19 protein-coding genes and 1 tRNA gene are annotated in these 22,688 nt (G+C 72.4%); 11 read left to right on the top strand and 9 right to left on the bottom strand.

Features of this window, described 5'->3' with window-relative positions; all coding sequences use genetic code 11:
- The first annotated feature begins 60 nt into the window (after window positions 1–60).
- Window positions 61–762: a FadR/GntR family transcriptional regulator gene (locus OG199_RS32615; RefSeq protein ID WP_356804038.1), complete on the top strand. Its 702-nt coding sequence runs from the start codon at window positions 61–63 to the stop codon at window positions 760–762.
- 27 nt (window positions 763–789) lie between these two features.
- Here OG199_RS32615 and OG199_RS32620 read toward each other — a convergent pair whose 3' ends face one another.
- From OG199_RS32620 to OG199_RS32635, 4 genes are all read right to left on the bottom strand, one after another.
- Window positions 790–1,164 (bottom strand): YchJ family metal-binding protein, encoded by a 375-nt coding sequence (locus tag OG199_RS32620; RefSeq protein ID WP_356804040.1) that lies wholly within the window; start codon window positions 1,162–1,164, stop codon window positions 790–792.
- A gap of 121 nt (window positions 1,165–1,285) precedes the next feature.
- A complete protein-coding gene (locus tag OG199_RS32625; protein WP_405832490.1) occupies window positions 1,286–2,665 on the bottom strand; it encodes a M1 family metallopeptidase in 1,380 nt (459 codons plus the stop codon).
- Between the two features lie 74 nt (window positions 2,666–2,739).
- The gene (locus OG199_RS32630) at window positions 2,740–6,615 is read right to left on the bottom strand and encodes a Pls/PosA family non-ribosomal peptide synthetase (RefSeq protein ID WP_405832491.1); all 3,876 of its coding nucleotides are present in this window, start codon (window positions 6,613–6,615) and stop codon (window positions 2,740–2,742) included.
- A gap of 305 nt (window positions 6,616–6,920) precedes the next feature.
- Window positions 6,921–7,005 (bottom strand) — tRNA-Leu (locus OG199_RS32635).
- 188 nt (window positions 7,006–7,193) lie between these two features.
- On the opposite strand from OG199_RS32635, the gene OG199_RS32640 reads away from it, so the two are divergent.
- The 3 genes from OG199_RS32640 (at window position 7,194) to OG199_RS32650 (ending at window position 10,071) form a co-directional block, all read left to right on the top strand.
- Window positions 7,194–8,519 carry a M20/M25/M40 family metallo-hydrolase gene (locus OG199_RS32640; RefSeq protein ID WP_356803809.1) on the top strand — a complete coding sequence of 442 codons (1,326 nt, stop codon included), beginning with the start codon at window positions 7,194–7,196 and terminating at the stop codon, window positions 8,517–8,519.
- Window positions 8,520–8,663: 144 nt separating this feature from the next.
- The gene (chpH, locus tag OG199_RS32645) at window positions 8,664–8,897 is read left to right on the top strand and encodes a chaplin ChpH (protein WP_356803810.1); all 234 of its coding nucleotides are present in this window, start codon (window positions 8,664–8,666) and stop codon (window positions 8,895–8,897) included.
- A 181-nt stretch (window positions 8,898–9,078) separates the two neighbouring features.
- On the top strand, window positions 9,079–10,071 hold the full coding sequence (locus OG199_RS32650; RefSeq protein WP_405832493.1) for a chaplin: 993 nt from the start codon (window positions 9,079–9,081) through the stop codon (window positions 10,069–10,071).
- A gap of 146 nt (window positions 10,072–10,217) precedes the next feature.
- Here OG199_RS32650 and OG199_RS32655 read toward each other — a convergent pair whose 3' ends face one another.
- Window positions 10,218–10,406: a DUF5703 family protein gene (locus tag OG199_RS32655; protein ID WP_100106356.1), complete on the bottom strand. Its 189-nt coding sequence runs from the start codon at window positions 10,404–10,406 to the stop codon at window positions 10,218–10,220.
- 47 nt (window positions 10,407–10,453) lie between these two features.
- Between OG199_RS32655 and OG199_RS32660 the strand changes: the two genes are divergently transcribed.
- On the top strand, window positions 10,454–11,161 hold the full coding sequence (locus OG199_RS32660; protein ID WP_401802876.1) for a hypothetical protein: 708 nt from the start codon (window positions 10,454–10,456) through the stop codon (window positions 11,159–11,161).
- Between the two features lie 140 nt (window positions 11,162–11,301).
- Here OG199_RS32660 and OG199_RS32665 read toward each other — a convergent pair whose 3' ends face one another.
- Both OG199_RS32665 and OG199_RS32670 read right to left on the bottom strand, forming a co-directional pair.
- Complete coding sequence (locus tag OG199_RS32665; protein WP_405832495.1) at window positions 11,302–13,650, bottom strand: helix-hairpin-helix domain-containing protein; 2,349 nt, start codon at window positions 13,648–13,650, stop codon at window positions 11,302–11,304.
- On the bottom strand, window positions 13,647–14,630 hold the full coding sequence (locus OG199_RS32670) for an aldo/keto reductase (RefSeq protein ID WP_356803817.1): 984 nt from the start codon (window positions 14,628–14,630) through the stop codon (window positions 13,647–13,649). The genes OG199_RS32665 and OG199_RS32670 overlap by 4 nt, the downstream gene beginning before the upstream one ends.
- A gap of 151 nt (window positions 14,631–14,781) precedes the next feature.
- Here OG199_RS32670 and OG199_RS32675 point away from each other — a divergent pair, with 151 nt between their 5' ends.
- Window positions 14,782–15,837 carry an LLM class F420-dependent oxidoreductase gene (locus OG199_RS32675; RefSeq protein ID WP_356803819.1) on the top strand — a complete coding sequence of 352 codons (1,056 nt, stop codon included), beginning with the start codon at window positions 14,782–14,784 and terminating at the stop codon, window positions 15,835–15,837.
- Between the two features lie 237 nt (window positions 15,838–16,074).
- Entirely contained in the window at window positions 16,075–16,863 is a 789-nt protein-coding gene (locus OG199_RS32680) for a ferritin-like domain-containing protein (protein WP_356803821.1), read from the top strand.
- A 133-nt stretch (window positions 16,864–16,996) separates the two neighbouring features.
- Here OG199_RS32680 and corA read toward each other — a convergent pair whose 3' ends face one another.
- Window positions 16,997–17,995: a magnesium/cobalt transporter CorA gene (gene corA, locus OG199_RS32685; RefSeq protein ID WP_356803822.1), complete on the bottom strand. Its 999-nt coding sequence runs from the start codon at window positions 17,993–17,995 to the stop codon at window positions 16,997–16,999.
- 98 nt (window positions 17,996–18,093) lie between these two features.
- Here corA and OG199_RS32690 point away from each other — a divergent pair, with 98 nt between their 5' ends.
- The 4 genes from OG199_RS32690 (at window position 18,094) to mshC (ending at window position 21,909) form a co-directional block, all read left to right on the top strand.
- Window positions 18,094–18,780 (top strand): histidine phosphatase family protein, encoded by a 687-nt coding sequence (locus OG199_RS32690; protein ID WP_266697920.1) that lies wholly within the window; start codon window positions 18,094–18,096, stop codon window positions 18,778–18,780.
- A 121-nt stretch (window positions 18,781–18,901) separates the two neighbouring features.
- Window positions 18,902–19,492 (top strand): DUF3090 domain-containing protein, encoded by a 591-nt coding sequence (locus OG199_RS32695; RefSeq protein WP_266697919.1) that lies wholly within the window; start codon window positions 18,902–18,904, stop codon window positions 19,490–19,492.
- Complete coding sequence (locus tag OG199_RS32700) at window positions 19,456–20,283, top strand: SCO1664 family protein (protein ID WP_356803826.1); 828 nt, start codon at window positions 19,456–19,458, stop codon at window positions 20,281–20,283. Before OG199_RS32695 ends, OG199_RS32700 begins: the two co-directional genes overlap by 37 nt.
- 396 nt (window positions 20,284–20,679) lie before the next feature.
- Entirely contained in the window at window positions 20,680–21,909 is a 1,230-nt protein-coding gene (gene mshC, locus OG199_RS32705) for a cysteine--1-D-myo-inosityl 2-amino-2-deoxy-alpha-D-glucopyranoside ligase (RefSeq protein WP_356803828.1), read from the top strand.
- 84 nt (window positions 21,910–21,993) lie between these two features.
- On the opposite strand, the gene OG199_RS32710 is transcribed toward mshC, so the two are convergent.
- Window positions 21,994–22,650: a hypothetical protein gene (locus OG199_RS32710; RefSeq protein WP_405832499.1), complete on the bottom strand. Its 657-nt coding sequence runs from the start codon at window positions 22,648–22,650 to the stop codon at window positions 21,994–21,996.
- Window positions 22,651–22,688: the final 38 nt, after the last annotated feature.

Consider the following 22,688-nt stretch of genomic DNA (forward strand, 5'->3'; position numbering starts at 1 on the left):
GTACGTGTGACATATAAGTCTGACTTTTTGTTCGTGACCTCGGCCTCGTACCCTGACCCCATGAGCACACGGGGCCGGGGGCTGCACGGACAGGTACTGGACTCCCTCGGACCGGCCATCACGGCGGGCGAGTACCCCCCGGGGAGTGTGCTGCGCACGGACGAGCTGGCCCAGCGTTTCGAGGTGTCACGGTCGGTGATGCGCGAGGCGGTCAGGGTGCTGGAGTCCATGCACCTGGTGGAGTCCCGCCGCCGGGTCGGTGTGACCGTCCGCCCCAAGGTCGAGTGGAACGTCTACGATCCGCAGGTCATCCGGTGGCGGCTGGCCGGCGCCGACCGCCCCCACCAGCTGCGCTCGCTCACCGTGCTGCGCTCCGCCCTCGAACCCGTCGCGGCGGGACTGGCCGCCCGGCACGCCACCGCCGCGCAGTGCGCCGAACTCACCGAGTGCGCCCTCGGCATGGTCGCCACCTCACGCGGTCACCAGCTGGAGGCGTATCTCGTCCACGACGTCGCCTTCCACCGGGTGATCCTCAACGCGTCGGGCAACGAGATGTTCGCGCGCCTCGGCGACGTCGTGGCCGAGGTGCTGGCGGGCCGTACCCACCACGAGATCATGTTCGAGGACCCCGACCCCGCCGCCGTCACCCTGCACGTCCAGGTCGCGGAGGCGGTCCGCGGGGGAGACGCCGTCCGCGCCGAGGAGCTCACCCGCGAGATCACGGTCGGCGCCCTCCAGGAGCTCGACATCCTGGCGCCGTGACCGTCCTACTGCCCTGACCTGCCGGGACTACTCGGCGAAGTCGCCGTCCACGTACACCCAGGCACCCTCGACCCGCTCGAAACGGCTCCGCTCGTGCAGCGAACCGCCCCGGTAGGACGCCCGGAACGTCACGGTCCCCGTGGTGTGGAAGGCCGACCCCTGACCCGTCCCGAGGATCTCCAGACCCGTCCACCGGGTCCCGGGGTCGAACTCCACCCGGGGCGGCCGCGTCCGCGGATGCCAGGTCCTCAGCAGATACCCCTCGTCCCGCTGGACGAACGCGCTGTACCGCGACCGCATCAGCGCCTCGGCGGTCGGCGCGGCGGCCTCACCACGGTGGAAGCGCCCACAGCACTTCGCGTACGGCTCGGGCAGCCCGCACGGACAGGTACGACTGGTCATGGCCGCCATTGTCCCCCAGACCGCGTCCGCGCCCGCCCGCGCGTCGGACCGGCGGGCGGGGGCGGAGGCGTGCGGCGCGCTACGGCGTCCGGTGGGGCCGGTGGGGCCGGCCCGCACCCGCCTAGGCCGAGTCGGCGTTCGTCGGCGGGTACGTGGGCCGCGCCGGGAGCGGTGCCGTCAGGACGGGCAGGGGCGGCAGCTTGGGCGTGTGCAGCCACGCACCGAAGAGGTCGTCCAGCGGCTCCGCCGCGTACCGGGCGGCATGCGCGAGGAACGCCGCCGTGCTGACGGCGCCACCCCGGTGCAGGGCGGCCCACCCGCGCAGCATGCGGAAGAAGGCCGTGTCGCCCATCGCACAGCGCAGGGCGTGCAGGGTGAGCCCGCCGCGCTCGTACAGCCGGTCGTCGAACATCAGCTTGCGGCCCGGGTCGGACAGCACCAGGTCCTGCGGCCGCACGGCGAGCTTCCGGTGCGCCACCGCGGCCAGTTGCTGTGCCGTACGGCCGCCCGACCGCTCCGACCACAGCCACTCCGCGTACTTCGCGAACCCCTCGTTCAGCCAGATGTGCCGCCAGTCCGTGATGGAGACACTGTTGCCGAACCACTGGTGCGCCAGCTCGTGCGCGACCAGCCGCTCCGAACCGCGCGCCCCGTCCACGTGGTTCGCGCCGAACAGCGACAGTCCCTGCGCCTCCACCGGGACGTCGAGCTCCTCCTCGGTCACCACCACGGCGTACTCGCCGAACGGATACGGCCCGAAGAGCTCCTCGAACAGCTCCATCATCGCGGGCTGCCGCGCGAAGTCGCGGGAGAACTCGGCGAGCAGATCCGCGGGCAGATGTCCGGACTGCGGCACACCACCGAGCCCCGGGTCGCCCAGCAGCACCGTCTGGTACTTCCCGATCGACAGCCCGACCAGATAGCTGGACGTCGGCGCCGCCTGCTCGTACACCCAGGTGGTGGTCGACGCCTTCGTCGTACGGGTCAGCAGCCTGCCGCCCGCCACCACCGTGTACGCCGACGGCGTCGTGACGGAGATCTGGTACGAGGCCTTGTCGGCCGGCCGGTCGTTGCACGGGTACCAGGACGGCGCCCCCACGGGCTGGCTCGCCACCAGCGCCCCGTCCTCCAGCTCCTCCCAGCCGAGCCCGCCCCAGGGGCTGTTCACCGGCTTGGGGTTGCCCGCCCAGTGCACCTCCACGGTGAAGGCGGCCCCGGCCCGGATCGGCTTCGCCGGGCGGATCCGCAGCTTGCCGCCCCGGTGCGTGTAGTGCGGCGCCTTGCCGTCGACCCGGATCCGGCCGATCCGGAAGTCGGCCAGGTTGAGCTGGAACTCCGCGAGCGCGCCCCGGCCGGCTATCGCGTTGATCCGCGCGGTGCCGGAGAGCCGGTTCGGGCCGGGGCGGTAGTCCAGCGCGAGCTCGTACCGATGCACCCGGTAGCGGGGATCACCATTGGCCGGGAAGTACGGGTCCGATCCCACTGTCTGCTGAACGGTCACTGCTGCGTCTGCTCCCTGCGCTGTGCTCGTACGACGTGCCGGTGCACCGTCCCCGGACGCCGTACGGGCCGCGCCTAGGAACGCCATGCCTCGATCGGGTTGCCCAGCCAGCGGGTGTCGTCGGGAACGGATTCCGCCGCCATGACGAGCGACGCGGGTCCCAGTGTGCTGCGCGCCCCGACTGTGCTGCCGGGAAGGACGATTCCGCCCGGGCCCAGGGTGGCGCCCTCACGGAGGACCACATTATCCGTCCGCAAGATCCGGTCGTGGAAGAGGTGGGTCTGCAGCACACAGCCACGATTGACGGTGGAGGCGTCCTCCAGGGTGACGAGATCCGTCTCGGGCAGCCAGTAACTCTCGATCCAGGTGCCCTTGCCGATCCGGGCGCCCAGACCGCGCAGCCACGCCGTCATCAACGGCGTACCGGGCACGGATCCGGCCAGCCACGGCACGGCCACCACCTCGACGAACGTGTCCGCCAGCTCGTTGCGCCACACGAAACCGCTCCACAGCGGGTGCTCGCCGGCCCGGTGCCGGCCCACCAGCAGCCACTTCGCGACGATCGAGAGCACCGCGGCGGCGGCGCCCGCGACGAGCAGCACCACTCCGCTCAGCGCCCAGGCCCACGCCCCGAGCGCGCTGAGCGCGGCGACGGTGAGCACGACCAGCGCGGCCGAGCAGAACACCGGCACGATCCTGCACAGCTCCACCAGACCGCGGGCCCACAGCAGCCGCGCGGGCGGCTCGTAGGTACGGCTCTGGTCGCCGTCCTGCGTCGCGCGCGGCAGCTTCACCGGCGGCAGTCCGAGGTAGGAGCTGCCCTTCTTGGCCTTCTTCGGGGTCGCGGAGAGCACGCCGACCAGACCGCCGTCCGGCACGCTGCGGCCCGGCGCGGTCATCCCGGAGTTGCCGAGGAACGCGCGGCGCCCGATCTCGGCCCGCCCGATGCGCATCCAGCCGCCGCCGAGCTCGTACGGCGCGGTCAGGGTGTCGTCCGCGAGGAAGGCGCCCTCACCGACGGTGGTCAGGCTCGGCAGCGCCAGCACGGTGGAGACCTCGGCGCCCCGGCCGATCTTCATCCCGAGCAGCCGCAGCCACACCGGTGTGATCAGCCCGGCGTACAGCGGGAACAGCGTGTCCCGGGACCGGTCCATCAACTGGGTGACCGTCCAGGTCTGCCAGCCGACCCGGCTGTGCGTCGGGTACGTGCCCGCACGCAGCCCGAGGCTGAGCAGCCGTACGCCGACCAGGATCAGCAGCGCGTAGGTGAGCCCGAAGGCGAGTGTGGCCGGCACCAGCGCGACCGCGGCGCCCCGCAGGGCCTCGCCGAGACCGGCGTCCGGGGTGACGAACCGGCTCGCCACGAGAAGCGCGGCCAGGCCGCCGAGCAGCGGCAGCGCGGTGAGCGCGACACCCGTCGCGCCGTACATCGCGCGCCAGTACGTGCCCCGGCGCGGGCGCTCCTTGGGCCACGCGCGCTTCGCCTTCCCGAGCTTCACGGCGGGCGCTCCGGCCCAGCGCTGCCCGGTGGGGACCTGTCCGGCGACGGCCGAGCCGGGCGCCACCTCGGCCCGCTTGCCGACCCGCGCCCCCGGGAAGAGGATGCTGCGGGTGCCGACGACGGCGTGCGCGCCCACCTTCACCGCGCCGACCTCCAGGCGGTCACCGTCCAGCCAGTGCCCCGACAGGTCCACCTCGGACTCGACGGCGGCACCCCGGCCCAGCTTGAGCAGGCCGGTCACCGGCGGCAGCGAGTGGAGATCCACGTCCCTGCCGACCTTGGCGCCCAGGGCGCGTGCGTACCGCTCCAGCCAGGAGCCGGTCAGCGAGGTCGCGCCGCTGAACTCGGCCAGCCGCTCGGCGGTCCACAGCCGCAGGTGCACGCTGCCGCCGCGCGGATGCCGGCCGGGCGTGACGCCGCGCATCAGCAGCCGGGCCCCGCCCGCCGCGATCGCGAGCCGCCCCGGCGGGCTGAACAGGACGAGGGCCCCGGCGCCGACGAGCCACCACGAGGTGCCCGGCGCCCAGGGGTAGGGCCCGAACCAGTGCAGCACGTTCCCGAGCGCGGCCAGCGCCACGGTCCAGCGCAGCCCGAGCAGGGTGAAGAGCGGGACGAGCACGAGCAGCTGGACGATCTTGGCGCGCAGCGGTACGGGCGCGATGACGCGCTCGGCACCGTCGTCCTGCGCGGACTTCTCCAGGTGCCGGGCCAGCTTGCGCAGCACGGGCTGCTGGTAGATGTCGAGCACGGCGGCGCTCGGGTAGCGGGCGCGCAGCCGGGTGGTGAGCTGGGCGGCGGCGAGACTGCTGCCGCCGATCGAGAAGAAGTCGTCGGAGGCGCTGCCCACGGGTATGCCGAGGACCTCGCTCCACTGTTCGGCGAGCCAGGCCTCGGTGCCGTAGAGCTGTTCCTTCGCCCCGCCGGTCTCCAGGCCCTCCAGCGGCCAGGGCAGCGCGGCGCGGTCGACCTTGCCGGACGTCCGGGTCGGCAGGTCCTCGACGGGGGCGAGCAGCGGGACGAGGGCGGCGGGCAGCGCGGCGCGCAGCTTCTCGACGGCGCTCGCGTGGTCCCAGTCGTCCTGGATGACGACGTAGCCGACGAGGAGCTGGTTGCCGCCGCGGGCGGTGCGGACGGCGGCCGCGGCGCCCGCTACGCCCGGCAGGGCCTGCAGGGCCGCGTCCACCTCGCCCAGCTCGATCCGGCGGCCGCCCAGCTTGATCTGCTCGTCGGCCCGCCCGAGGAAGACCAGCCCCTCGGGTTCGGCCTTGACCAGGTCACCGCTCCGGTAGGCCCGCTGCCAGCCGAGGGACTCCAGCGGCGCGTACTTCTCCGCGTCCTTCTCGGCGTCGAGGTACCGGGCGAGCCCGACCCCGCCGATCACCAGCTGGCCGCTGTCGCCCATGGCGACCGGTTCGCCGGCCTCGTCGACGACGGCGAGCTCCCAGCCGTTGAGGGGCAGACCGATACGGATGGGCTCCTCGCCGGTCATGAGGGAGGCGCAGGCGACGACGGTGGCCTCGGTGGGTCCGTAGGTGTTCCACACCTCGCGGCCCTCGGTCACCAGACGCTGCACCAGCTCGGGCGGGCAGGCCTCCCCGCCGAAGATCAGCAGCCGGACCTCGTTGAGGGCCTCCGGCTCCCAGAGGGCGGCCAGGGTGGGCACGGTGGAGACGACGGTGATCTCCTGCTCGACCAGCCAGGGCCCCAGGTCGGCGCCGCTGCGGACCTGGGAGCGCGGCACCGGCACCAGGCAGGCGCCGTACCGCCAGGCCAGCCACATCTCCTCGCAGGAGGCGTCGAACGCGACGGAGAGGCCCGCCATGACCCGGTCGCCGGGACCGATCGGGTCCTCGGTGAGGAAGAGGTCCGCCTCGGCGTCGACGAAGGCGGCGGCGCTGCGGTGGCTGACGGCCACGCCCTTGGGCCGGCCGGTGGAGCCGGAGGTGAAGATGATCCACGCGTCGTGATCGACTCCGGGCCGCGCGGCGGGAACCTCCGAGACGCCGTTGACGGTCAGCCGGTGCCCGGCCCCCACGACCGCGCGCACCCCGGCTTCGCCGAAGACCAGCTCGGCCCGCTCGTCGGGGTCCTCGGCGTCCACCGGCACATAGGCCGCGCCGGCCGCCAGTACGGCGAGGACGGCGACGTACAGATCGTTGGTGCCCGACGGGACGCGGACGCCGACGCGGTCGCCGAGGCCCACCCCGGCGTCGCTCAGCCGCGTGCGCAGGGTCTCGACCTCGACGGACAGGGCGCGGTAGGTGAGGCTGCGGTGGCCGTCGTCGAGGGCGGGCTCGTCGGGGTACGCCCGGACGGAGGCGTCGAGGATGTCGACCAGGGTGCGGGGAGAGGCGGCGCCGGAGGCGGAGAAGCGCGCCGGGTCGCCGAACTCCGCGCGCACCTCCTCGTCGAACAGTGCGAAAGCGGGGCCTTGCTCGAGGGCTGCCATCAGGTCCTCACGAGTTGTTCCCGGAGCGTCCGGGGCGCTGGTGGGCCCGCAGGTATGCCTGGGGATATTCCGGTCCAGCTCCAAACAAGCGTGGAATTTTAGTACGACGCTAGCCCCGTGCCTGGTCATCAGCCATGCGAGGAGGCCGCCCGAGGCATCGGAACCGATCATTCCGGCGTGAGGGCGATGCTCTGACGTGGGGGTATGTCAGCCTGACGAGATCTGCCCCACATCCGTCCGTGACACGGCGGACACAACGAGCGAGGGCCGCGACCTGATGGTCGCGGCCCTCGCTCGTCACTGTGTGTCCGAGGGGGGACTTGAACCCCCACGCCCGATAAAGGGCACTAGCACCTCAAGCTAGCGCGTCTGCCATTCCGCCACCCGGACAAGGTGTCTGTCGCGCAGGGTTTCCCTCGCGGCGACAGAGGAAACATTACCAGGCTTTCGAGGGCCTCCCGATCACACCCCGTCGCCGCGTGAACGGCGCGTGACGGGCCGGGTCCGGCCTTGGGCCGGGCAGGGGGTGGGGGAGAGGATGAGGGGGACCACCAGCAGTGACAGTGGGAGGAAGCAGCGTGAGCGAGTCGAACACGACCAGGAGCGTCTCCGGCGAGGACGAGGTCGTGGACCTCTGTCGCGAGCTGATCCGGATCGACACCAGCAACTACGGCGACCATTCCGGGCCGGGTGAGCGCAAGGCGGCGGAGTACGTGGCCGAGAAGCTCGCCGAGGTCGGGCTCGAACCGCAGATCTTCGAGTCGCACCAGGGCCGCGCCTCCACGGTGGCCCGTATCGAGGGCGAGGACCCCTCGCGCCCCGCGCTGCTCATCCATGGGCACACGGACGTCGTACCGGCCAACGCGGCGGACTGGACCCACCACCCGTTCTCCGGCGAGATCGCGGACGGGATGGTCTGGGGCCGCGGCGCGGTCGACATGAAGGACATGGACGCCATGACACTGGCGGTCGTACGGGACCGGCTGCGCACCGGCCGCAAGCCGCCCCGTGACATCGTCCTCGCCTTCCTGGCGGACGAGGAGGCCGGCGGCACCTGGGGCGCCCGGCACCTGGTCGACAAGCACCCGGACCTCTTCGAGGGCGTCACGGAGGCGATCGGCGAGGTCGGCGGGTTCTCCTTCACGGTCAACGAGAAGCTGCGGCTGTATCTCGTCGAGACCGCGCAGAAGGGCATGCACTGGATGAAGCTGACCGTGGACGGCACCGCCGGGCACGGTTCGATGATCCACCGGGACAACGCCATCACCGAGCTGTCCGAGGCCGTCGGCCGACTGGGCCGGCACCGGTTCCCGGTGCGGGTGACCAAGACCCTGCGGCACTTCCTCGACGAGCTCGGCGACGCGCTCGGCACCGAGCTCGACCCGGAGAACATGGACGAGACGCTGGCCAAGCTCGGCGGCATCGCCAAGCTCATCGGCGCCTCGCTGCAGAACACCGCCAATCCGACCCAGCTGGGTGCCGGTTACAAGGTCAACGTGATTCCCGGGCAGGCGACCGCCCACGTCGACGGGCGCTATCTGCCGGGGTACGAGGAGGAGTTCCTGGCCGATCTGGACCGGATCCTCGGCCCGCGGGTCAGGCGCGAGGACGTGCACGCGGACAAGGCCCTGGAGACCACCTTCGACGGCGCGCTGGTCGACGCCATGCAGACCGCGCTGTCCGCCGAGGACCCGATCGCCCGCGCCGTCCCGTACATGCTCTCGGCCGGCACCGACGCCAAGTCCTTCGCCGACCTCGGCATCCGCTGCTTCGGCTTCGCCCCGCTGAAGCTGCCGCCGGAGCTGGACTTCGCGGGCATGTTCCACGGGGTCGACGAGCGGGTGCCGGTGGACGCGCTGCGGTTCGGCGTGCGGGTGCTCGACCGGTTCATCGAGGCGTCCTGACGTGTTGACGCCCGCAATCGACCGTGTGTACGGAGGTCGCCCGGGACGAGTGAATGCGACGATAAGCTCGTAGCTCCATTACTCCTTCCTCGTTACAGGTGATGCGATCCGAAGCTGGGATCGCATTGCCAACAAGGAGGAATAATGATCAAGAAGGTCGTCGCTGCTGCGGCTGCCACTGGTGGTCTGGTTCTCGCGGGTGCGGGCCTGGCCGTCGCCGACTCGGGCGCTCAGGGTGCCGCTGTGCACTCCCCGGGCGTCGTTTCCGGCAACGTCATTCAGGTGCCCGTTCACATCCCGGTGAACGTTTGCGGCAACACGGTCTCCGTGATCGGGCTGCTGAACCCCGCCTTCGGCAACACCTGCATCAACAGCTGACGTTGTGCCCCACCCCCTGAGGTCCGGCTCCGCGAGGGCCCGGCTTCACGAGGGGCTGAGCGGCCGGCCCCGGAGCGCGCGCCATGCGCTCCGGGGTCGACCGGCTTCCGCGCACGCGCCGGTATGGGTGCGCGCGCTTTCCGGATGGTCCAAGCCGAGGGCTAAGGCAGGGAAAACAGCTATGCGACAGGTCACCCGCAAGGGCCTGATGACCGTGGCGGCCGCGACCGGCGTGATCGCCGCGACCGGGGGCTACGCGCACGCCGACTCGGGTGCGAGCGGCTTCAGTTCCAACTCGCCCGGCGTGCTGTCGGGCAACACGGTGCAGGCGCCGGTGCACGTACCGGTCAATGTCTGCGGAAACACCGTCAACGTCGTCGGGTTGCTGAACCCGGCGGTCGGCAACACATGCGTCAACCAGGGCGGCAGCGCGTCCTCCGGCGGTCACGGAGGGGGTTATGGGGGCGCTCGCAGTGGGGGCGCGCACGCCGGCGGGCACGCGGTCGGCTCCCCGGGGGTCGGCTCGGGCAACCACGTCCAGGTACCGATCGACGTGCCGGTCAACGTCTGCGGCAACAGCGTGAACGTGGTCGGAATCGGCAACGGGGCACTGGGCAACCGGTGCGGGAACGGTGCCGGCGACCACCAGACCCCTCCGCCGGGTCAGCCTGGGCACCCGGGACACCCCGGTCAGCCGGGTCACCCCGGTCACCCTGGGCATCCCGGTCACCCGGGACAGCCCGGTCACCCGGGACACCCCGGTCACCCCGGTGAGCCTTGTCCTCCCGATCACCCTGGGTACCCGGGCGAGCCTGGACATCCGGGTCACCCCGGCCACCCGGGCCACCCCGGTCACCCCGGACATCCGGGTCACCCTGGCCACCCCGGTCAGTCGGGTACTCCGGGCCAGCCCGGCACTCCGGGGACTCCGGGGACTCCGGGAACCCCCGGAACCCCGGGCCAGCCCGGAACTCCTGGTACCCCGGGTCAGCCCGGGACGCCGTCCACCTCGTACCCCGCCCACCCCGGGACGCAGTCCGTCTCCCAGCCGCACAGCGCCGCACAGCTCGCCCACACCGGCAGTGAGCTGCCGCTCGGCGCGGTGATCCCGGCGGGCGCGGGCGCGCTCCTGGCGGGCGCCGTGCTCTACCGCCGGGCGCGCGCGAGCGCGTAACCGGGCACGAAGGACAGGCCGGGGGACAGGGACGCGCGCGGCGACACCGGCACAGGCGTCATCGCGACACCACCCGCGTCCCCCGGTGGCGCCGCGACCGGAGGGGGCCCGCACGGGCGGGGCCCCTCCGTCTCAGTCGCTTCCGCTCACCACGTGGCACGCACCTGGCGGATGATCCGCCGGCGCAACCGCACCCTGCGGCTGCCGTCGCGATGCAGCGTGAGGCGGTCCAACTCCCAGTGTCCGTACTCCGCATGGTCCGTCAGCAGGCGTGTGGCTTCCTTGCGGGAAACCCCGCGCGGAACGTACACGTCGACAAATTCGTATTCCGGCATCGCATCTATTGTGCGGGCAGAGGCCGTGTACGGATAGCGTCTGCACTATGTCTGATGCTGTGCAGCCCACCGCTGCCGAGGTACGCGCCGCCGCCGAGGCTGTCAAGACCGCACTCGACCGCCACCTGGCCGCGGTCGAGCGCAGGTCGGGCGATGACGACCCGGCCGTCTACGAGGCGTTCAACGAGCTGGCCGCCGCGGCCGAGGAGTACGACGAGCTGCTCTACGACCGCTACGACGAGGTCACCCCCTTCGAGATCCCCGCCGGCGACGACACCCTGCCGCCGTACACGGGCCCCGAGGAGCCGAACGCCCTGAGCGTCCTGATCCGCCGGGACTACGCGGTGGTGGAGCCCCAGCGACTTCTGGCGCAGGCCCAGCGGGTGGAGGCGGTGGAGGAGGACGGCGCCACCGCGGCAGCGGGCTTCGACGCGGCGTCCGGCACGGTCCACGGAGCGCTCGGTGTCCTGTTCGGCGAGTTCGAACCGGACGAGATCGCCTCCCGGCACAAGGAGTTCGGTCTGGAGGAGGGCGACTCCACGCTCTGGGTCACGGCCGCGGACGACCCGGCCGACCCCGGCGAGTGGCTGGAGACCCCCTTCGAGGCGATCGATCCCCAGCGCGTCGTCTGCCGTTTCGACGTCAGCGCGGTCTTCGACGACGAGTCGGACGACGAGGAACTGGACGACGACCTCGACACGGACGCCGAGCTGGACGAGGACGGAGACCTGGAGCCCCTGGACGCCGATCGCTGACCCCGGCGCGAGGAGGTGGCGGTCACCGGAGCCCGGTGACCGCCACCTTTTTGTCCGTGAGCTCCGGTTTGTCCGTGAGCTCCGGCTGTGAGCTCCACCCGTGACTGCACCCGGAGCCCGGAGGACCGCCCGCGAGGTCCTCAGCCCGCTGTCGGGACCTGTGCCCTGAGCAGAGCCGGCAGGCGTGTGGTGCGCGGCTTCTGCGGCACCTCCGCCACCGCCCGCTGCAGCGCCTGCTCCACCCCGTGGACCACGGACAGATGGCGCTCGGCGCGGCCGAAGGCGGTGTAGACCCACGGCCTGGTCAGGGCTGCCGCGGCGTCGCCCGGCAGCACCACGACCGCGGCGGGCCAGCGCAGGCCGACGGCCTGGTGCGCGGTGAGCGCCCACCCGAGCCGAACGGACTGCTCCACCCGCTCCTTCGGTACGACGACGGGGGCGCCCGAGCAGTCCAGGTGCAGGCCGTCGGCGTCGGCCTTCACCACCCGACCCGGCATCGTCCGGCCCGGCGCGGGGGAGTACGCGATCCGGTCGCCCGGGTCGAAGCCCCCGAAGCGGCCGGGGCCAGGGTTCAGCCGTTCCTTGAGCGCGCTGTTGAGCGCCCGCGTGCCCACCGCGCCGCCGTGCCCCGGAGTGATCACCTGCGTCTGCTCGACCGGGATGCCGATCGCGCGCGGCACCGAGTCGGCGACCAGCTGCACGGTGCGGTGCACCGCCTCGCCGGCGTCGCGCACCGGCACGATCACGACCTCCTTGCCGGGAGCCTCGACCTGGTTCAGCTCGCCGATCCCGACCCCGGAGACCAGCTCCCCGACCGGTCCCGGGTCCGGCGTCCGCGAGGCGACCTGTGGACACACGCGGGCGGCGAGCAGATCCGCGAAGACCCTGCCGGGACCCGCCGACCACAGCACCCCCGGGTCCCCGCTCAGCACCAGCCGCGCACCGTCCGGCAGCGACTCGGCGAGCACGGCCGCCGTCTCCACGTCGAGCTGGGGTGCGTCGAGGACGACGAGGAGGTCGAGGTCCAGGGCGCCGTCCGCGTCCCGGCCCGGACCCTCGGCGCCTGACAGCAGGTCCGCGACGGTGACGACGGTGGTGTCCTCCCCGCCCTCGGGCCCGTCCGGCAGGTCGTGCGGGGCCGGCCCGGAGGCGCGGAGGGCGCGGCCGTCGGCGGTGTGCGTGGCGGCCCAGGCGCGCAGGCCGAGGCCGCGCGCGGCACGCAGCAGGGCCGCCGCCTCGGCCCGGGAGGCGTCCCCGCCGGTGTGCAGGACCAGGCCGTGGCCGGCGGCCGTGCGGATCAGGTCGGCGGCGGAGCGGCCGGCGGAGGCGGCGGCCCGCTCCCAGTCGGCCGCCGAACCGTCGTCCTTCGGGACGGAGTTCATCACCCGGGCCAGTCCGTCGGCGAGACTCTCCTCGGCCAGCGCGTACCGCTCCAGACCCACGAGGACGCGCACCGGGCGCTCCTCGCCCTCCTCGGCGCTCTCTTCGGCGTCGTCACGTGCGGGGGCGGCCACGGGGGCCGTCGTCTCCAGCGCGTCCTGGAAGACCAGCGCGTCGCCCTCGGCGAGGGTGCTCTGCACGGCTTCGTCCGGGTCCGGGACGGAGCGCTGGGAGAGCGCGGCGGTGAGCGCCGGAGCGTCGAGGGCGGTGTGTCCGGCGAGCGCCGCCTGTTCGAGGAGCCACACCGTGAGCGCGCGACCGCGTCGCTCGTCGTCGGGACCGCACTCCGCGCCGAGCAGCGCCCGGGCGAACCCGTCGGCCTGCTCGGGCCGTACCCCGGCGACCCGCAGCAACTGCCAGGGGTCCTCGCGCAGCTGCCCGTCCGCGCCCTCGCCCAGGGCGGCGACGACCTGTGGTGCGAGCCCGTCGGGAGCGCCGCCGCCGGTCAGGACGGCACGGACGGCCTCGACGGTCCGCGGGGCGGGAGCCGACGGGGACGCGGCCGGGGCGGACACCGGCAGCGGGCGTCGCGCGGGCTCCGGCGTGGTGGCGCGCGGGGCCGGGCCGGGCTCGCGGAAGGCGGGGGCCACGGGCTTCGCGCCGCTCTCCACGGCCCGTACCGCCGCCAGCAGGTCGGCGGCGGTCCCGCTGAGGCCGGTACCGGCGGCGATCGGACCCCGCTTCTCGGCCTTCCGCCGCTCGATCCGCTCCCGCTCCAGCCGCTGGGCCGCCAACTCGGCCTCGGCCTCGGACAGCTGGGCTGCGGCGCCCTCGGTCCCGGCCGCGGCCCCCTCGGTCCCGTCCGCCGCTTCCTCGGTCGGGCCCTCGGCACTTTCCGACCCGCCCTCGGCGGCCCCGGTCCCGTCCCCGCCCCCGTCCGTGTCCCCGTCCCCGCCCCCGTCCGTGTCCCCGCTCACGGAGGGCACGTCACCGGTCCCGGGCACGTCACCGGCTCCTGGGGCATCGCCGGTCCCGGGGGTGTCGGCCTCCGCCGCGGCGCCCAGGGCCCCCGGCTCCGCTTCCTCCGTGGTCTCGGGCTCCGTGCTCACAGCGTGCTCCAGTCGTGATCGGGATAGTGGTGCACCGGTGCCGACACGTCGTCGAGCGCCCGGCAGATCTCGTCAGGAAGACTAAGGGCCTCCACTGACAGAGCGCCCATGAGCTGCTGCGCGTTGCGCGCGCCGACGATCGGGGCGGCGACTCCCGGGCGGTCGCGGATCCAGGCGAGCGCGACCTGGAGCGGCGTGACCGCGAGGCCGTCCGCGGCGGTCGTCACCGCGTCCACGATGCTGCTCGCCGTGTCGTCCAGGTACGGCGCGACGAAGGGCGCGAGGTGCTCCGAGCCGCCCCGGGAGTCGGACGGCGTGCCGCCCCGGTACTTCCCGGTGAGCACGCCCCGGCCGAGCGGGGAGGAGGGCAGCAGCCCGACGCCGAGGTCGAGGGCCGCGGGCAGCACCTCCCGCTCGACGCCGCGCTGGAGCAGGGAGTACTCCATCTGCGTACTGGCCAGCCGGGTCCGGGTGCCGGGCGCGGCGAGCTGCCAGGTCGCCGCCTTGGCGAGCTGCCAGCCGCAGAAGTTCGACACGCCCGCGTACCGGGCGCGGCCGCTGCTGACCGCGAGGTCGAGTGCCTGGAGCGTCTCGTCCAGCGGGGTGCCGGGATCGAAGGCGTGCACGTGCCACAGATCCACGTAGTCGGTGCCCAGACGCTGGAGCGAGGCGTCGAGTGCCGACAGGAGGTGACCGCGCGAGCCGTCGAACCGCCGGTCCGGGTCGGGCACGCTGCCCGCCTTGGTGGAGATCACCAGGTCGCGGCGCGGCACCAGCCCTTCTATGAGTTGTCCGAGCACGTACTCGGCCTCCCCGTCGCCGTACACGTCCGCGGTGTCGACGAGGTTCCCGCCCGCTTCCCAGAACACCTTCAACAGCTCCGCGGCGTCATGCTCGTCGGTGTCCCGTCCCCAGGTGAGGGTGCCGAGTCCGATCCGGGACACACGCAGGCCGGTACGGCCGAGATGCCTCTGCTCCATGGACGCCGAGATTACTGGCCAGAACTCACCTCGTGGTGGCCCTGTGGACAACCTGGATGATCAGAGCCGGAACCCGTTCCGGTCAGAATGCCCGCCCGCGCGCTAGGGTCTCCGGCACAAGGGACGTTACTGATCGGTAAGGGGATCGGCCATGCAGCTCGGGATCAACCTCGGCTACTGGGGAGCCGGAATGGACGCGGACAATCTCGCCGTCGCCCAGGAGGCCGACCGGCTCGGATACGCCGTCTGCTGGGCCGCCGAGGCCTACGGCTCCGACGCGGCGACCGTGCTCAGCTGGGTCGCCGCACAGACCGAGCGCATCGACGTCGGCTCGGCGATCTTCCAGATCCCGGCCCGTCAGCCGGCGATGACCGCGATGACCGCCGCGACCCTCGACTCGCTCTCCGGCGGCCGCTTCCGCCTCGGCCTCGGTGTGTCCGGGCCGCAGGTCTCCGAGGGCTGGTACGGCGTCAAGTTCGACAAGCCGCTGGCACGGACCCGCGAGTACGTGGAGATCGTGCGGAAGGCGATGACCCGGGAGCGGCTCTCGTACGAGGGCGAGCACTGGACGCTGCCGCTGCCGGGCGGCCCGGGCAAGCCGATCAAGCTGACCGTGCACCCGGAGCGCGAGCACATCCCGCTGTACGTCGCCGCGATCGGCCCGAAGAACCTGGAGCAGACCGGTGAGATCGCCGACGGCGCGCTGCTGATCTTCCCCTCGGCCGAGCATCTGGAGGACACCGCGATCAGGTTCCTGCGCGCGGGCCGGGAGAAGGCGGGCCTGACGATGGAGGGCTTCGACGTCTGCCCGACGCTGCCGCTCGCCGTCGGCGCCGACCAGGACGTGACGGCGCTCGCCGACACGTTCCGCCCGTACACCGCGCTGTACGTCGGCGGGATGGGCAGCCGCAAGCAGAACTTCTACAACCAGCTCGCCCAGCGCATGGGGTACGAGAAGGAGGCCGCCGAGATCCAGGACAAGTACCTGTCCGGCGACAAGGAGGGCGCCGCCGCCGCCGTCCCGCACGCGCTGATCGACCAGACCACGCTGCTCGGTTCCGTCGACCGCATCGCCGACCGTATGCAGGCGTACGCGGCGGCCGGTGTCACCACGCTCACCCTGGCGCCCGCGGGCTTCACGCTCGTCGACCGCATCGCCTCGCTCCGCGCCGGCTCGGACGCCCTGGAGCGGGCCGGTCTGGCGTAACGCGACGGATTGCTTCGACATACTCCGACAGGAGAGTTCCGCGGCCGTGGTGGGGGCTCGGGGGTCTTCCCCGCCACGGCCGTCACCGTGAACAACGCGCGGGAGCCCGCTCGGTTACGCGCGCTGGCCTCCTTGTCCCTCCTTCGTTCGGCGGATTTGTCCGACACATCGGTTGCCGGGTCCCCGGCATCCGATTTGACTCGTTTTCTGCGCGGAAACTGCGGAGAGGTGCGCGTCATGCTTTCGGCCAAGAGTCTGTTCCAGGAGATCCTCGACAACGACGAGTCGTTCCGGCTCTTCTGCTCCATCGCCGCCAGCGGGGAATCGCAGGGCGGCTGGGAGAACGGGCGCATCGCCGCGCTCGTCCCCCCGGGTGAACGCGGGCTCGCGCCGAAGATCGCCCGGCACGGCGCCGACGAGGACAAGCACGGGCGGATCTTCCACGCCCTGATGAAGAAGCGCGGCCTCGCCCCGGTCGGCGTCCCGGCCGACACGGACTACACGATCCTCCTCGAACGCCGGGGCATCGGCCTCGCCCACGAGAAGCTCAGGAGCGAGCAGCCGCTCAGTGTGCGCGACATCGTCACGTATCTCGCCCACAGCAGGGTCACCGAGCAGCGCGCCTCCGAGCAGATGGACCTGTTGCGCAGGCACTTCGCGGACCATCCCGAGCTCGGCCGCGCCGTCCGGATGATCTCCGACGACGAGGACAGGCATCTCGCCTACTGCCACGAGGAGCTGCTGCGCTTCGCCTCGGCCGGGCACGGCCACGCCATCCAGCGGACGCTGCGCGCGTGCGCGCTCGCCGAGATCCGCGTCTACCGGGACGTCAGTCTCGCCGTGACGGCCCACATGGGGCGCATCCTCGGCTGGCCCCGCGCCAAGGCGTCGACGCTCACCGCGGGCATCCACGCCGTCTACGCCTACGAGCGGGCGGGCGGCTGGCGGCGCATGGTCTCCCTGCGGATGCCCGAGCGGCGTGACGCGCTGGGCGGTCCTCCGGCCGCGGCACACGAGTTCGCGTGATCCGTGGCCGGGCGGCCCGGCCGGCCCACCCGGTCCTCGCGCCTGCCGGCACGCCGCCTTCGCGCGCTGTCGCCGCCGGCGTGCCGATCGTCGGGCGCCGTCGCCGGCCCGCCGCCAGTGGGCGAGCCCGTCGCTACAGCCAGCCCCGCCGCTTGAAGAGCCGGTACAGCAGGATCTCCAGCGTGACCATCCCCAGCACCACCGCCGGGTAGCCCCACAGCCAGTGCAGCTCCGGCATGTGATCGAAGTTCATGCCGTAGATCCCGGCGATCAGCGTGGGGACCGCGGCCATCGCCGCCCACGCGGAGATCTTCCGCATGTCGTCGTTCTGGCGCACGCTCATCTGCGCGAGATGCGCCGAGAGGACGTCCGAGACCAGCCGGTCCAGACCCTCCACCGACTCGTTCACCCGCGCCAGATGGTCGTTGACGTCCCGGAAGAAGGGCTGCGCCGCGGCGTCCACGAACGGCACCGCCGTAACGGACCCGCCCGTTCCGGCGAGCCGGGTCAGCGGGACGGTCAGCGGGACCGTCGCCCGGCGGAACTCCATGACCTGCCGCTTGAAGGCGTAGATCCTGGACGCGGTGTGCCGGGAGCCCCCGACGGACGGGGAGAAGACCTCCGCCTCCAGTTCCTCCAGATCGGTCCCCAGTTCGGTCGCCACCTCCAGGTAGTGGTCCACCGTCGCGTCGGCGATCGAGTAGAGCACCGCCGTCGGTCCGCGCCGCAGCGACTCGGGGTCCGCCTCCAGGCGGCGCCGTACGGCCGCGAGCGGTGAACTCTCGCCGTGCCGGACGGTCACCACGAACGAATCACCGACGAAGACCATGACCTCGCCCGCGGTGACGACGTCACTCTCCGGCTCGTAGCGGACCGGCTTGAGGACCATGAACAGCGAGTCGTCGTAGACCTCCAGCTTGGGCCGCTGGTGCGCCTTCAGCGCGTCCTCGACCGCCAGCGGATGCAGCCCGAACTCGCTGCTGACGAGGTCGAACTCCTGTTCCGTCGGTTCGTTCACGCCGATCCAGACGAACGCGTCGCCCTCGGCACGCGCCGTGTCCAGGGCGTCGGAGAGGTCCTCGGGGCCCTCGGACCGGTGCCCGGCGCGGTAGATGGCCCAGTCGACGATCACGGAGCGTATTCTCCCGCCGTCCCGGCCGGCGCGCACGCCGGCTCCGCTCGTCCACAGGCCCGGACGGGTCCGGGCGTCACCCGTTTACGCTGGTTCGCATGCCCACCCTGATCCTCGTCCGGCACGGACGCTCGACCGCCAACACCGCGGGTCTGCTCGCCGGCTGGACCCCCGGCGTCGCCCTCGACGAGCGCGGGGCCCAGCAGGCCGCGGCGCTGCCCGGGCGGCTCGCCGCGCTGCCGCTCTCCGAAGTCGTCACCAGCCCCCTGCAGCGCTGCCAGGAGACCGTGCAGCCGTTGCTCGACGCCCGGCCCGAGCTACGAGCGCACACCGACGAGCGCATCGGCGAGGCGCACTACGGCGACTGGTCCGGCCGCAAGCTCGCCGAGCTGAAGGACGAGCCGTTGATGGAGGTCGTCCAGGCGCATCCCTCCGCGGCCGCCTTCCCCGGCGGCGAGTCGATGCGGGCCATGCAGACCCGTGCCGCCGAGGCGGTACGCGAGTGGAACGCACGCGTGGAGCGCGACCACGGCAGCGACGCCGTCTATCTCATGTGTTCGCACGGCGACATCATCAAGTCGCTCGTCGCCGACGCACTCGGACTTCACCTGGATCTCTTCCAGCGGATTTCTGTGGAACCGTGTTCCATCACCGCGATCCGCTACACACGACTGCGCCCCTTCCTCGTCCGCCTCGGAGACACCGGCGATCTCGCCTCCCTGGCGCCGCGCGAGGAGCCCCCGAGCGGCGACGCCCCGGTCGGGGGCGGTGCGGGCGCACCGTGATCGTCGGCCGCAGTAGGGTGAGGCGGTCGAAGCAGCGCATCAGTTGTCAGCAAGTCGTCAGCAACCGATGCGGGCCGACGCAGTCAGCCGGTCCGCATGCCGAATCCAATGGAGACAGGACGTGTCCCGTCAGGTGTTCCTCTACGACCCCCCGGACCGTTTCGTGGCCGGTACGGTCGGGTTGCCCGGGCGCCGTACCTTCTTCCTGCAGGCCTCCTCGGGCCCCCGCGTGACCAGCGTGGCGCTGGAGAAGACCCAGGTCGCCGCACTCGCCGAACGCATGGACGAACTCCTTGACGAGGTCGTACGACGCACCGGCGGCATCGCCCCGGTCCCGGCCGTGGCCTCGACCGAGGTGTCCGACACCGCCCCCCTCGACACGCCCGTCGAGGAGGAGTTCCGGGTCGGCACCATGGCGCTGGCCTGGGACGGTGACGAACAGCGCATGATCGTCGAGGCGCAGGCCCTCGTGGAACTCGACGCCGACTCCGACGAGGACCTCGCCGAGGCCGAGGAACGGCTCCTCCAGGACGAGGAGAACGGCCCGCCGATGCTCCGCGTCCGGCTCACCGGCGTGCAGGCGCGGGCCTTCGCCAAGCGCGCCCTCGACGTCGTCAACGCGGGCCGGCCGCCGTGCCCGCTGTGCAGCCTCCCGCTCGACCCGGAAGGACACGTATGTCCGCGCCAGAACGGATACCGCCGCGGAGCGTGACCACGGCCGAGTTGCTCGCCCAGGGCGAGCTGAAGGTGCGCGGACGGATCCGTGAGGCCTCGAACGCGGTGCTGTACTGCTCCGTCTCCTACGAGGGCCGCGACGTGTTCTGCGTCTACAAACCGGTCGCCGGGGAGCGCCCCCTGTGGGACTTCCCGGACGGCACCCTGGCACAGCGCGAGGTCGCCGCGTACGAGGTCTCCGAGGCGACCGGGTGGGGGCTGGTCCCGACCACCGTGCTGCGCGACGGACCCTACGGCGAGGGCATGTGCCAGCTGTGGGTCGAGGCGTCCCCCGAGGACGACGGGGCCGGTCTGCTCGCCCTGGTGGACGACGAGGAGCCCGCGGAGGGCTGGAAGGCCATCGGCTTCGCCGAGGTGGGCGAGGGCCGCACCGCGCTGCTCGTGCACGCCGACGACACGCGGCTGCGCAGGCTCGCCGTCCTCGACGCCGTGATCAACAACGCCGACCGCAAGGGCGGTCATCTGCTGCCCACCGGTGAGGGGCGGCTGTACGGCATCGACCACGGGGTCACCTTCAACGCGGACAACAAGCTGCGCACGCTGCTGTGGGGCTGGGCCGGGGAGCCGCTGACCCCGGAGGCGGTCGACGTCCTCACCACGCTGCGGGACGGTCTGGCGTCCGGCGCGCCGCTCGCCACCCGGCTGGCCGAACTCATCACCACCGCCGAGATCGACGCCACGCGCGAGCGCGTCGAGGCGATGCTCGCGTCGGGGAAGCATCCGGAACCGAGCGGGGAGTGGCCGGCGATCCCCTGGCCGCCGGTCTGAGGCCACCGGTCTGAAGGCGCCGGGGCCGACGGTCTGGGGCCACCGGTGCCGGCGCCGCGGGTCTGAGGTCGTGTCAGGCCTCGTCGCCGCCGGTGTGAGGAACCCGACGCGGAGGGATGCCGCCGGGTGGGTGCGCCCGCCCGGTACGCCTCGCGGCGCCGCTCTCGGGTGCCCCTGGCGCACACTGGTGCAACGTCACACCCGGCATACGCGCGTATGGACCGATATGTTCAGGTGTGTGGTCATATCGACTCCGTGGCGACGGGGCCTCGTAGCCCCGGAGTCGGCCGGGAAGGACGCCGATGCACAGTGCGACGCCCCGCACAAGAGGGCCTTCCGGGCCATCAGGCCTGGTCCGGTTCGTATACGGAAGTTCCGTCCGGTTAGGCTCATGACATGCATGCCTGGCCCGCTTCTGAGGTCCCCGCCCTGCCCGGCGAGGGCCGCGACCTCCGGATCCACGACACCGCGACCGGCGGTCTCGTCACACTCGACCCCGGTCCCGTCGCCCGTATCTATGTCTGCGGCATCACGCCGTACGACGCGACCCACATGGGTCACGCGGCGACCTACAACGCGTTCGACCTCGTTCAGCGCGTGTGGCTCGACACCAAGCGGCAGGTTCACTACGTCCAGAACGTGACCGACGTCGACGACCCGCTCCTGGAGCGGGCGGAGCGCGACGGCGTCGACTGGGTGGGACTCGCCGAGCAGGAGACCGCCCTCTTCCGTGAGGACATGACCGCCCTGCGGATGCTTCCGCCGCGGCACTACATAGGCGCCGTCGAGGCCATACCCGGCATCGTGCCGCTCGTCGAGCGGCTGCGGGACGCCGGGGCCGCCTACGAGCTCGAAGGGGACGTGTACTTCTCCGTCGAGTCCGACCCCAACTTCGGCAAGGTGTCCGGCCTGGACGCCGCCGCGATGCGTCTGCTGTCCGCCGAGCGGGGCGGTGACCCGGACCGTCCGGGCAAGAAGAACCCGCTCGACCCGATGCTCTGGATGACCGCGAGGGAGGGTGAGCCCAGCTGGGACGGGGGCTCGCTCGGGCGCGGCCGGCCCGGCTGGCACATCGAGTGCGTGGCCATCGCCCTGGATCACCTGGGGATGGGCTTCGACGTCCAGGGCGGCGGCTCCGACCTCGCCTTCCCGCACCACGAGATGGGCGCCTCGCACGCCCAGGTGCTCACCGGCGAGTTCCCGATGGCCAAGGCGTACGTCCACGCCGGCATGGTCGGGCTGCACGGCGAGAAGATGTCGAAGTCGAAGGGCAATCTCGTCTTCGTGTCCGGCCTGCGGCGCGACGGAGTCGACCCGGCCGCCATCCGGCTCGCGCTCCTCGCCCACCACTACCGCACCGACTGGGAGTGGACGGACGCCGTCCTCGCGGACGCGGTCGCCCGCCTGGAGAACTGGCGCGCCGCCGTGTCCCGGCCCGACGGCCCGCCCGCCGAGGCCCTCGTCGAGGAGATCCGCGACGCCCTGGCGAACGACCTGGACGCGCCGGCCGCGCTCGCCGCGGTCGACCGCTGGGCGGTGCTCCAGCACGAGCGGGGCGGCACGGACGAGGGCGCCACCGGTGTGGTCTCGCGCGCCGTGGACGCCCTGCTGGGTGTCGCCCTGTAACCCGTCGGCTCCGTACGCGGGGGGCGCCGGGCGGTCATGTGCCGCCCGGCGCCCTTTTGCCGTCCGCTCAGACCGTCACCGGCGTCACTGGTTCACGATGACGGCCTGCACCGTGTTGCCGTAGGCGTCGTAGACGCCGACGACCCGCTGCCCGTGGGCGAAGGCCTGCCGGACCGCGTCGTGCGTCACCTGGTCGGGGTTCACCAGGGGACGCCAGGCGTTGTCGATGAACAGGTGGAGGACGGACGGCTGGCCCGGGAGCGGGGTGACCACGTCCCAGAAGTGCTGGGCGGTCCCGCTCACCAGCGCCTGCGAGGCGACGGCGCCCATCGGCACCACCGGCTGCCCCTGTCCCGGCATCTGTCCCGGCGTCTGCCCGGGCAGTTGTCCCTGCTGCTGTCCGCCCAGCTGCTGAAGCAACTGCTGGAAGGGTTGCTGCTGCCCCATCTGCTGGAGCTGCTGCCGCAGGTGCTGCGGGACCTGCTGCCCCACCGGCTGAGGCCACATCTGCGGAGGCGTCTGCTGCCCGAGGGACTGCTGTCCGAACGGCTGCGGTCCCTGCGGCTGTTGCCCGAACTGTTGCCCGGACTGCTGACCGAAGTGTTGCCCGGACTGCTGACCGAAGTGTTGCCCGGACTGCTGACCGAAGGGCTGGGGCGGTGCCGTGCTCGGGCCCTGCTGCTGGTCGGGCTGGTTGTGCTGGTGTCCTTGTTGCTGACTCATCTGCGGGGTGGTGCTCATTCGGGTGCCACCTTCCGTGAATCGTGGACCGTGCGGGT

This window comes from Streptomyces sp. NBC_01176 (assembly GCF_045039825.1).
In the GTDB taxonomy this organism is placed as follows: Bacteria; Actinomycetota; Actinomycetes; order Streptomycetales; family Streptomycetaceae; genus Streptomyces.

Coding starts and splice junctions, on each gene's coding strand:
- OG199_RS32675 (WP_356803819.1), top strand. CDS start 14,782: ATGCAGCTCGGGATCAACCTCGGCTACTGGGGAGCCGGAATGGACGCG.
- OG199_RS32670 (WP_356803817.1), bottom strand. CDS start 14,630: ATGGAGCAGAGGCATCTCGGCCGTACCGGCCTGCGTGTGTCCCGGATC.
- OG199_RS32700 (WP_356803826.1), top strand. CDS start 19,456: ATGTCCGCGCCAGAACGGATACCGCCGCGGAGCGTGACCACGGCCGAG.
- OG199_RS32620 (WP_356804040.1), bottom strand. CDS start 1,164: ATGACCAGTCGTACCTGTCCGTGCGGGCTGCCCGAGCCGTACGCGAAG.
- OG199_RS32655 (WP_100106356.1), bottom strand. CDS start 10,406: ATGCCGGAATACGAATTTGTCGACGTGTACGTTCCGCGCGGGGTTTCC.
- OG199_RS32630 (WP_405832491.1), bottom strand. CDS start 6,615: ATGGCAGCCCTCGAGCAAGGCCCCGCTTTCGCACTGTTCGACGAGGAG.
- OG199_RS32650 (WP_405832493.1), top strand. CDS start 9,079: ATGCGACAGGTCACCCGCAAGGGCCTGATGACCGTGGCGGCCGCGACC.
- OG199_RS32660 (WP_401802876.1), top strand. CDS start 10,454: ATGTCTGATGCTGTGCAGCCCACCGCTGCCGAGGTACGCGCCGCCGCC.
- OG199_RS32710 (WP_405832499.1), bottom strand. CDS start 22,650: ATGAGCACCACCCCGCAGATGAGTCAGCAACAAGGACACCAGCACAAC.
- OG199_RS32615 (WP_356804038.1), top strand. CDS start 61: ATGAGCACACGGGGCCGGGGGCTGCACGGACAGGTACTGGACTCCCTC.
- chpH (WP_356803810.1), top strand. CDS start 8,664: ATGATCAAGAAGGTCGTCGCTGCTGCGGCTGCCACTGGTGGTCTGGTT.
- OG199_RS32690 (WP_266697920.1), top strand. CDS start 18,094: ATGCCCACCCTGATCCTCGTCCGGCACGGACGCTCGACCGCCAACACC.
- mshC (WP_356803828.1), top strand. CDS start 20,680: ATGCATGCCTGGCCCGCTTCTGAGGTCCCCGCCCTGCCCGGCGAGGGC.
- OG199_RS32680 (WP_356803821.1), top strand. CDS start 16,075: ATGCTTTCGGCCAAGAGTCTGTTCCAGGAGATCCTCGACAACGACGAG.